The organism is Enterobacter cloacae complex sp.6700776 (assembly GCF_048284255.1).
GTDB classification, from domain to species: domain Bacteria; phylum Pseudomonadota; class Gammaproteobacteria; order Enterobacterales; family Enterobacteriaceae; genus Enterobacter; species Enterobacter intestinihominis.
Genome location: NZ_JBLVYK010000021.1, coordinates 63,162 through 73,025, shown reverse-complemented (window position 1 = coordinate 73,025; position 9,864 = coordinate 63,162). Strand labels below are relative to the sequence as shown.

Sequence of the window (9,864 nt, the reverse complement as noted above, 5' to 3'; positions counted from 1 at the left end):
TTTTGAACTTTTGCTTTGCCACGGAACGGTCTGCGTTGTCGGGAAGATGCGTGATCTGATCCTTCAACTCAGCAAAAGTTCGATTTATTCAACAAAGCCGCAAGATAGGTGAGAGACAGTACAATCGACTTCTGAGTTCAACTTGTCTTACCAGGAAAGCCAGCATACTTGCTGGCCTTTTTTTTGTTATAATAAACTCAGGCTTCAGCTGAATCTGTAAAATTACTGTTAATGAAACGGTATTTTAGGTTAATTTGGATGCTGTTACAGGAAGTGCGGATTTTTCCTAAATTTGTAAAAAACCTAAGAATTATCTTAATAAATCTGGTACTTAATTATTATTTTACGTAAAAAGTCTTTGTGGTTTAATGGTTATGTAAGGATTTTTTGATACCCTTATACCCGATGGACCTAAGGTCACTGACAACGATGTTCATGTAGAATCTTCGTTTCTGTAATCCCTTTTGTCCTTGTCCCAAATGATTGATTATTATAATAAAGGCTGATCGAATGCTATCTCGCAACTCACTAATACATGGTTTACGCCGAGACCAGTTAATCGGAGTTCTGACTATTTCAGAGTTTCCGGTAGTTATGGTAGAAAGCCACTTCATTCAGTCTGAGGTTATGGGAATAAAACCCGTAATTTTTAATATTGATGAGCTTCTTGTTTCTATATCCCCAATTTCCTCTCTTAAGTTCGATTGGGAGTGGGCCCCAGTTGATACAATACTCATTGAAGTTATCATTCCACCTGTAGAGTCAGACCTTGTAAGTGCAGAAAATGACTTCCTCCGTGATTCTGGTATTGGCCATATCCAGTGCGAGCCTGGCGGAGCATCAATACGACGTACAGTTACCTTCGTTGGTGGAATAACCGCTGATAACTTACTGTATCAGTTGAGGCTTATGTGCGTAAGCGCGTTAAAACTTTTAGGAGAGGAACTGGGGGATGAAGTCTAAGATTAGATATGTTTTATCTGGTTTTGTTGTGTTATGTGCATTTGCTGGAGTTTATAAAATCCTAAACAATGTTCCGGTTAAACCTGACCTTTTGGACTTCACTGGAAACACATTTAAAAAGACATCACTCTTCCTGCCATGTGATAAAAGCTCGCCTTCTTTAAACATTAAAATTGCTGATAACGAGAAAATCGTGATCAACGGCATCGCTTCAAAAGTAACTTTTGTTGAAAAGGCTGACCCCGTCAAAAGCCCTGGTTTTTGTGATGATCTTGATCTAAACAATTCTCGCCTTGTACATACGGCATCTTACAGCCTGGTGATTTCTGAAACCAAAACAGGATTTACACTATCAAATTTCAAGCATCTTGCCGATGATGAATCATTAGGCGGTATGTGGTTTTATCAAAAGTGACTTTTTATATGGCAACTTCAGACTTCGCTCTTAAAAACCATAATGTTAAAGCATTTGGTCAGGATGCAGCCCTTGTCATTGAGATGAACAATGAAGATGTTAGCTCATCAAAACCTTCACCTTTTTCAAATGAGATTGATAATTATTATCTTACATTGCACGTCGCTCCAAGGAACGCAAAAAAAGATTATGACTGGGGCTCAAACCGTTCTGTACTTCTAAAATTGTCGACGAATGAAGTTATGCAGATGGCATCTGTATTTCTTAGAATCATGCATACTTTAAAGATTGATAAGAGGAAAACCTCACATCATGGCCACGTCGTATACAAAAATATAAGCGTTACCCCAAACGAGAGGGGCGGTTTGTTGTTATCCGCAGGGATAGTTCCAGTCGATAAAGATGGCTTAAAACCCTTCATGCACATGGTCCCCGTCTCACAAATGGATTGCGTTAAAATTGGCCTCTACATACTTGGATATCTTGCTCAAAAAACGCCCTGGGTAAGCTCCGAGTCTATAATTACCGCGCTTCGCTTATCTGAAGCCAAGAATTCAAAATAGCGCATTAACATACGGAATATACGGAAAAATACAGGTTTTTTTAAATGTTATACGAACGGATATTTCTGTTTTTCATCGTAAAGTGAGTTTAATTTTGCTCAGAAAAACAGGTATTCGTCATGAGAAAATCAGGTTTAGGTTTAGCCCTGTTGTTTTCTTTAATTGCTCCGATTAAAGCGGTCTATGCTGAAGCGATTATGATTTCAGGAAAGCTACAGGCTGATTTGCCAGCCGTATCCTTTGACCCGGGGCCGGGCGACTTTGTTGCATACGTTAATTCTAACACTATCACTGCCTCAGGTGCAGGCACAGCCTGTAATGTAACGGTTGATGATCGAGCGACTTCCTCTGTTGATAACCTCGTTTGTTTTTTTGAGTGGTTACCCAATACCTTGGGATTAACTTCTAACGGCTTCACTCTTTCAGGCGTTCCCAACACCACCGGTGATTTAAAACTACCTTACAAGATTTCTTACTTCTCTGGTTCTGAACGGAAAAAAGTTGAAATAGTAAAAGGTGAATATTCAATCAAAAGTGTGGCACCGGTAAAACCAACTATCACCGGTCTTAAATCATCCCTGAACGGATTAGTCTATGACGGCTTTTCTTTCAAATCGTATTTAAAGGATGAAGCGATCAAAGATATCGCTGTTTCTGTTGAACCCCGCAATTATATTCAATACATCTCAATAGGTTCAGGCTCCGCCTGTGAAGTACCTATTGGCGGAACTTCCTGTACCATTGAAGTTGGAAGCATTAAGGCCAGTGATACAGATGAACTTTTGGGTTCACGTGATATCACAATTACAGCAAACTCTAAGAATAATTATTTCGCACCTCCTGAATCCAAAAAGCTTGTTGTTAACTGGGATTATCGGCCTCCTGTAGTAGACCATACACTTTGGAATTTTACCGATGAGGCTAAAACAATCAAAGTAGGTGGCCAGGACATCTATACCGGAGCCAAAACCGTTGCTGTGGCCGTTAAGGTACCCCAGCAAGAAACAGAAGGTGAATGGTGGCTCCCAACAGCTATGTCGCTCACTATGACTCCGGATGGCGTGTTTAAGCCGACGACTAAAGTGACTTTAGATGATGGCACTGAGATTGATTTCAAACAGTCCTGGGCAACCCCTTTACGTAGAACTTTACAGCCGGTAAGTGGACCTCAAAAAGTCGGTGATGAGTACCTCTATATCTTTGACTTAACGGATCTTATAAACGGGTCCTACGCAGCGACTTTTACAGTAGAAAATACGAGCAAAAACTCTTCTACGTACACTGAGCCTGAAAGCAAACTGATGCTGTCTGATAACCCAACGCTTATGGTTCTCAAAGATGGGCAGGTATTAACTAAACGAGCACCCGTATACTTCCTGAACGAGATTATCGTTGCAGCTTTCCAGGGGCAGGCTGGGGTTGCTGACATAAAATCAGTAACAATAGACAACAAAGTAGTTTCGTTAACACCTACAAATTATAAAGGTATTTACTACCTGCCGGTTGGAGACGATTTAGCAGTTAATTCGGATCACGAGATTACTGTGGTGGCTGAAAACCTTTATGGAAAAAACGTAAATTTCAGTACCGTGTTCACTTATCAACCTACTGGATTCACTCTTAAGAATCTGGAAAAAAACGTAACTCTTTACTCGCGCGTACGTCAGTATACGGACCTGCTTAGTCAAACAGCTGGTGATAAATGCACTCTGTTTACCACAGAGGAAAATGCGAATGCTTACCTCGCCTGGTATGGGGAAAAATCAGATGTTACAGCATGCTACCCTCAGTGGAACAATGTCCCTGATGGGTTGGAGTTCTATTTTAAAGGACGTACCCCGGGTCTAACTGGATTCTTTAATAAAACAGGTGAGAATCTGCTCGACTATCAAGTCTATATGATTAACGGGAAGGGCTCTAAAGCGGTTTCCGCAAGGAATCGCCGTACTCTGACCACACAATTACCATACAACCCGATCATCTCTTACAAAAAGAATAAAGTCATAGCAGGCATCAATCCGAACACTGCTCTGGCTTATACGACCGGGGGGGAGGCCGCTCGAATATTAGCGAAGGTGGTACCAGCTGACGTTACGATGATCGTCTCTCAAAACGGCTCTGAGGCTGTCAAAACGTCATTTAAAAATCGTTCCTCAAACAACGATGCAACGACCTTTGTACAAAGGGTCAAGGTTGCTGCTGCACCATTGTGGACAAAGAACGTCTTTGACATAGCTGTAGAATACTCAAAGGATCCAGAATTAAGAACTACAGACACCCTCAACGTATATACGGTGCCTGATTTCAATATTCGAGCATCGATGGAAGTGGATGACAAAAAAACAGCCACATCTCTTGAAGTGCCCTTAAAGGTAACAGTGGGGCGTTATAACAACTCCACACGTAAAAGTGCATTTGACCGTAAAACAATGGGAGAATGGGACGTCACGATATACTCTCAAAAAAGTGTATACGGCAAAGATCCAGAAACAGGCCGTTATAAAACTACATACGAAAGAACTGCGCTGACTGAAGCATTGCCGGTCAATGATGCGGGCATTGTCGAAACCAAGATTAAAATTGAAAATATGGATCTGGGTAATATGCGTCTGGTTGGTGTGGCTAAGGTCAGATCGCCATTCTCTGATTTTGAAATGAAACGTGAGACCAGTGCTGTAGGCATTCGAATCTATAAAGGTGAGGAACTGGAGGGTAACCTGTCGAAAAGCCTTATTATCGGAAGGATCCCACTTAGTACTCTGGTAAGCTTCAAATCTGCCAGTACGGCTAACTCTGATGCACTCGCCCCCACCGAATGGCAGCAGTCCTCTGATAATGGTCAAACCTGGACCATGCTTTCCGACATGACCGGAAAGAGAAGTGTAAGTATCAAAAAGACAGAAGTAGGAAAGTGGCTTTATAGGGCAAAAATGACTAATAAATTCACATCCAAGATTTCCTACACAGATGCCTTAACGGTAGTTACCTACAAGCAGCCTAAGCTCAGTATAGATGTTACAGACATTCTTCAGGGCTCAGATATACCTGTAACCCTGCTTGATAACGATGAACCTATACCAGCAGGCACCGCTGAGGTTCTCTGGTCAGAGGATAAAGTCAACTGGGTGCAGGGAGATACAACTTACACTGTGGCTTCAGCTGATACCCTACCGTCTACGATTTATGCCCGGATGCGTTACCTTGATTCCGATGAACTGGCAGAGGAGTCTTCATGGAAGGAAACGTCTGCTCGGTTGGCAGCCGCAAAACCCAAGCGCCTTTCTGTCTCGGTAACGGGGGTTTCAAAGGTAGAGGTTGGTCAAAAAGTTACTTTGGAAGGTAAGTTCACGAACCCTAACAGTAAGTACCAGAATGGTAATAACGTAGTTGAAGAATGGAAAACACCGGATGGCCAGACATTTAAGGGCTCTTCACTGTCTGTTACCCTTACTGAGCAAATGTTGGATAAACAGGGATATGCTGCTTTTGAATACAGTGCATGGTTAGCGGACAATAAGGAGAATACGGTTTCTACCCGTAGAGTTTCTGTCAAATCGTGGGTTTATAAATTTCCCGAGATGAAAATAAGCTCCAAACTTAAATACGACATGGCACCGACCACCCTACGCGTTGCGTTGAGCGGTATTAAGGATGGAGACTATCCTGGTGTTACTTATTCCCGTGAATGGATCTACGACAAAGAGAATCTGGTAATCACTAAAGATGAAGGTGACACCAAAGAATTTACAATTGAAAATCCTGGCAAATATACATTGATGGTTGTTTTCAAAGATAACCGAAACAATGAACAGCGTATCGAAAATACCTTTGTTGTCGATGAACAAACGCCAATGAACGTTGAGATGACACCCAAGTTCTCTAACAAATATATGAGAGCTCCACTCGATGTAACCTTAAGGTCAAACATCAAGCTATCTCATTCGGCGGACTCGATAGATACGGTCACATACAAGGTGAACGGTGAAGTAATACCCAGCGGCAAAAATTATTGGGCTCAACTGATCTCGGGTTTAAAAGAAAAGAAATACGAGATTACAATTGATGTTGTTAGTAAACTTGGACAGAGAGGTTCAGCATCTGTTGAGTTTGATGTCGTTAAAAACGCAGTGCCTAATTGTACATTGAGCTACACGGAAACCAACCTAAGCTGGAGCTTTACCAATAAATGTGATGATACTGATGGAAAAATGGTTAGATATGAATGGTTCATCAACGGCGAATTAAGGAACGTTTTCGGTAGTACGGCTACACTTTCTAAAAACCTTAACCGTGGTAAGCAGGACATAAAAGTAATTGCTTATGATGATAGTGGAGACTTTGCAACACAGCACGTGACAGTTTTCGGACCGGCTGAAGAGGCAAGTAAGTCTGAAAACACTGTATCAATACCAAGCAGTGAGTAGTTAATTTTTAAATATAAAGCCGGGACATTATGTCCCGGCTTTTTTATACCCAATAATTGGACCTTTGAAAAATTAATGTCGGAAAGTAACTTTGCTCCAAAGGCATCTTTCATGGCCGCTAACAAAGCTGCGTATACATGCTGAGGAATTAACATTCTTATAGGTGAATATTAGGTTGGTTTGCAGACTTCCGAGCGTTGAAAAACATGGATAATAATTACTTGGATAGAGGTGCATCTGCCTAGTAAAAATATTCTTCAGTGCCAGTGAGAAAAATATGAGCGACTACATACCTAAAAAGAGAGGGCTGCTTATACTGGATTGGTATGTCCCCCTTAATATTTTATTGCTGATTCTCGTTATGTGTGTCTTTTTCACCCGTTATACATTTGGATACGGTTTATTGAATGGGTGCCTGCCTGCTGATTTTTATATGATTGATCATTCGGATAAAAGTATTAAAACTGGTGAACTCATAGCATTTAACATGCCGAAATCGGTACGTTTTATCCCAGAAAATGAACGAGTCATAAAAATTGTTGCCGGTGTGGGCGGTGACAAACTTAAAGTAACAATGGATGGGGTTTATAACGGGGACAAATTTTTTGAAGCTAATGCACGTCGTATTTCGAAGAAATACAATATTCCGTCCATTTTGATTGAAAAAGAATTGATAATTCCTGAAGGCGAAGTTTTCCTAATTGGGCAAACCGATCACTCATGGGATTCCCGTTTTTGGGGAACAGTAAAGCTGAATTCAGTAATTGGGAAAACATATGCGATCTTTTAATGTAAATAAAAAATATTTACCAATACTTCCTGGACTTGCGTTATGTGCAGTTTTAAGTAATACAAATGCAAGCACTGAGTATCAACATGATGCTGACCTAATCGCTCAGCAAGCAAAAGGGCTTGGGGCACAGGCTAAAGGTGCACAGCAGCCAGATGGGGCTCTTAGCCTTGATGCTACGCTAAAATCACCAGATGTGCAGAAGTACATAGCGCAAGCTGAAGCACTCCAAAAAAACCAGGACCTGAGCAAGCAAATAAACCGTGGTTACGTCCCCGGTATGAATGCGGATAGTGTTCAAGCAGTTATAGACCATACCCAGGCTATCAGGGCCCAAAGTAATAACTCTGAAGCTGTCAACGATATAATTAGAAGACGTGATGAAATTCAAGAAAACGCCAGCCTTAATGAAGCGGCTCTGAAAGCTGTGGAAAATAAGCCGGAAGTCATGCGAGGACAATCTAAAAATATCGAAAAATTGTTTGGTTCCTCGGGCATCACAGCTGCTGACTTCGAAAGAAAAATGGATAGCACACGTGAAGAAGCACTATCAACTGAAAATGGAATAACGATCTTTGCTTCATTTAGCTTGCCGGATTATGTACTGGAAGACCTTCTACGTACGGCCTCAGAGCATAAAGCTCGTGTAGTTTTCAATGGTCTAAAGAAAGGAACTACTCGGCTACCAGAGACACAGGCAGCAATAAACCAAATGATTGTCAAAGGAAAATTTGAATCTCCTTTGATTACAATTGATCCTGATAGCTTCAGTCAGTATCAAGTAACTCAAGTACCGACAATTATTTCTAGGGAGCAAGCTCGTTTTGCAAAAATGGTAGGCTCCTTCAACGTTGAGTTTTTTCAGCGAGAACTTGCTAAAAAACCCGATCAGGATATTTTCCCGGTTGCTGGTACCACTTATCCCGTTGAAGAAAAGAGCATCATTAAAGAACTGGAAGAACGTGCACAAAAATATGACTGGGAAGGTGCAAAAAAAAGGGCCGTTTCTGACACATGGAAAAATCAATGGATGGTCGACCTCCCTCCTGCCCAGGAACACAAAGAATTTTTAATTGACCCTACAGTGAGGGTCACTCAGGACGTAAAAGATAAGCAGGGCCGTGTAATAGCTTCCGCCGGTGAGTTGATTAATCCACTTTCGAGATTTCCTCAAAACCTGACGATGATAATTTTCGATCCACTCAATCCGGGCCAGCTGGTATGGGCTGAGCAGCAGTATCGACAACGTCTGGGTAGTGGAAAAGTAATGCCAATGTTTACCCGTATCCAAAAAGATAATGGATGGGATCACCTAAATGATTTACGTGAAAAATTTAACGGTAAGGTGTTTAAAGTTAACGAACAGATCATCTCACGCTTTCAGATTAAAAACACACCTGCGCTTATAACTACTGACCAAGATAAATTCCGGATCACCCTGTTTAGCGAGGCAGAAGTCCGTGGTATCGGAGCCCCAAATCTTTCAGAGGAAAAATAAGATGAAACTCGGATTTATTATAGGCGCTCTCTTTGCAACATGGCTGACGCTAAATTATCCGGACCAGATGAGAAGTTATTTTACCAAAGCCGTCGACTATATCGAAAGTGTTGCAACATTTATTACATCCAAGTGAGCATGATGGTGAAAAAATTCAAAAAGTTACTTTTAGAGTTCATTGTAGCAGTTATGCTTTCGCTTTCTATACCGGGTATGGCTATGGCAGCAGATGCTGGAGTCCCTGGGGCTATGTGTCAGTCAGCTGGAGTGTGGCAGGGCTTGATTAAGAATATCTGTTGGAGCTGCATTTTTCCCATGAGGATAATGGGCATAGGGGCAGCTCCAGAAGGCGCTGCTCCTTCACGTCCGGGTTGCTACTGCACAGATCAGAACGGCGTACCGGAAATAGGTTGGCAATTGAGCTTCTTTCAGCCGGTGAAGATTGTAGAAGTTGTAAAGAGCCCCTGGTGCAGCCCCTTTCTTGAAGGCACGATGCTTCAAAAATCGCAGTTTGATATTGGTAAAAGCAACACAAATCAGCCAATGACAGCAACTGAAGCCGGATTTTACGATGTTCATCTTTGGGAGTTCCCAATCATGACAATGCTCAAATTACTGATTATTGGCGAGTGCACTGCTGAACCCTATATAGATGCCAGCCTGACCTATATAAGCGAAGTGGACCCTATGTGGGAAAGTGATCTGCTTACACTCGTCCTGAATCCAGAGGCAGTAGTTTTTGCAAACCCAATTGCCTCAATGGTGTGCGCTGCTGACTGTGTAGCAGTAACAGCAGGAAAGGATAATCTCGCTGCATACTTTTGTGCCGGATGCGATGGCAACCTTTATCCATTAACCGGCCACATTTACGCAAATGATGACGCTGTAAGGACGAGTTCACTGATAACCCAGCGTCTTCTGACTAAACTACATCGCCAGGGAATGCTGATGCGAACGATGGGAGCAGACGCAATGTGTGAGAAAACGTGGGAATACTTTACACCTCGTTCCCAGTATCGGCTTTCAATGCTTTTCCCAACTCCTGAGGCGAAAGGGCCGGATTGCTGTCATCGTCTTGGTGATTCGGTACATGACTGGTCAACCCTTAAAGGTGGGCGCAAAAAAATAGGCAATGATAATTATGTCTATATGTTGTGGCGTTACAATGACTGTTGCGTCAGATATATACCAGGCGCTTGATTTCTAAGGGT

8 protein-coding genes are annotated in these 9,864 nt (G+C 42.0%); 7 read left to right on the top strand and 1 reads right to left on the bottom strand.

The annotated features are described in order from the left end of the window. A partial coding sequence (locus ACNQ0T_RS20680; protein WP_225541151.1) for a hypothetical protein occupies positions 1–67 on the bottom strand: 67 nt, incomplete at its 3' end. A 443-nt stretch (positions 68–510) separates the two neighbouring features. Here ACNQ0T_RS20680 and hdtA point away from each other — a divergent pair. The 7 genes from hdtA (at position 511) to trhU (ending at position 9,853) form a co-directional block, all read left to right on the top strand. Further along, positions 511–963, top strand: a complete 453-nt coding sequence (gene hdtA / locus ACNQ0T_RS20675) for a H transfer determinant A (RefSeq protein ID WP_000952689.1) — start codon at positions 511–513, stop codon at positions 961–963. Next, positions 953–1,378 (top strand): hypothetical protein, encoded by a 426-nt coding sequence (locus ACNQ0T_RS20670; protein ID WP_000836981.1) that lies wholly within the window; start codon positions 953–955, stop codon positions 1,376–1,378. The genes hdtA and ACNQ0T_RS20670 overlap by 11 nt, the downstream gene beginning before the upstream one ends. Before the next feature lie 8 nt (positions 1,379–1,386). Beyond that, a complete protein-coding gene (locus ACNQ0T_RS20665) occupies positions 1,387–1,941 on the top strand; it encodes a plasmid transfer protein (protein ID WP_000235773.1) in 555 nt (184 codons plus the stop codon). 119 nt (positions 1,942–2,060) lie between these two features. Then, positions 2,061–6,365, top strand: a complete 4,305-nt coding sequence (gene rsp / locus ACNQ0T_RS20660; RefSeq protein WP_001232109.1) for an IncHI-type conjugal transfer protein RSP — start codon at positions 2,061–2,063, stop codon at positions 6,363–6,365. A 277-nt stretch (positions 6,366–6,642) separates the two neighbouring features. Beyond that, positions 6,643–7,155 (top strand): IncHI-type conjugal transfer protein TrhF, encoded by a 513-nt coding sequence (gene trhF, locus ACNQ0T_RS20655; RefSeq protein ID WP_001286760.1) that lies wholly within the window; start codon positions 6,643–6,645, stop codon positions 7,153–7,155. Continuing rightward, positions 7,142–8,653: a TrbC family F-type conjugative pilus assembly protein gene (locus tag ACNQ0T_RS20650; protein ID WP_001256132.1), complete on the top strand. Its 1,512-nt coding sequence runs from the start codon at positions 7,142–7,144 to the stop codon at positions 8,651–8,653. Before trhF ends, ACNQ0T_RS20650 begins: the two co-directional genes overlap by 14 nt. A gap of 144 nt (positions 8,654–8,797) precedes the next feature. Beyond that, positions 8,798–9,853 carry an IncHI-type conjugal transfer protein TrhU gene (trhU, locus tag ACNQ0T_RS20645; protein WP_181231580.1) on the top strand — a complete coding sequence of 352 codons (1,056 nt, stop codon included), beginning with the start codon at positions 8,798–8,800 and terminating at the stop codon, positions 9,851–9,853. Positions 9,854–9,864 lie beyond the last annotated feature (11 nt).

Bases quoted from the DNA above. Each gene is read 5' to 3' on its own strand.
- hdtA (WP_000952689.1), top strand. From the start codon at position 511: ATGCTATCTCGCAACTCACTAATACATGGTTTACGCCGAGACCAGTTA.
- ACNQ0T_RS20670 (WP_000836981.1), top strand. From the start codon at position 953: ATGAAGTCTAAGATTAGATATGTTTTATCTGGTTTTGTTGTGTTATGT.
- ACNQ0T_RS20665 (WP_000235773.1), top strand. From the start codon at position 1,387: ATGGCAACTTCAGACTTCGCTCTTAAAAACCATAATGTTAAAGCATTT.
- rsp (WP_001232109.1), top strand. From the start codon at position 2,061: ATGAGAAAATCAGGTTTAGGTTTAGCCCTGTTGTTTTCTTTAATTGCT.
- trhF (WP_001286760.1), top strand. From the start codon at position 6,643: ATGAGCGACTACATACCTAAAAAGAGAGGGCTGCTTATACTGGATTGG.
- ACNQ0T_RS20650 (WP_001256132.1), top strand. From the start codon at position 7,142: ATGCGATCTTTTAATGTAAATAAAAAATATTTACCAATACTTCCTGGA.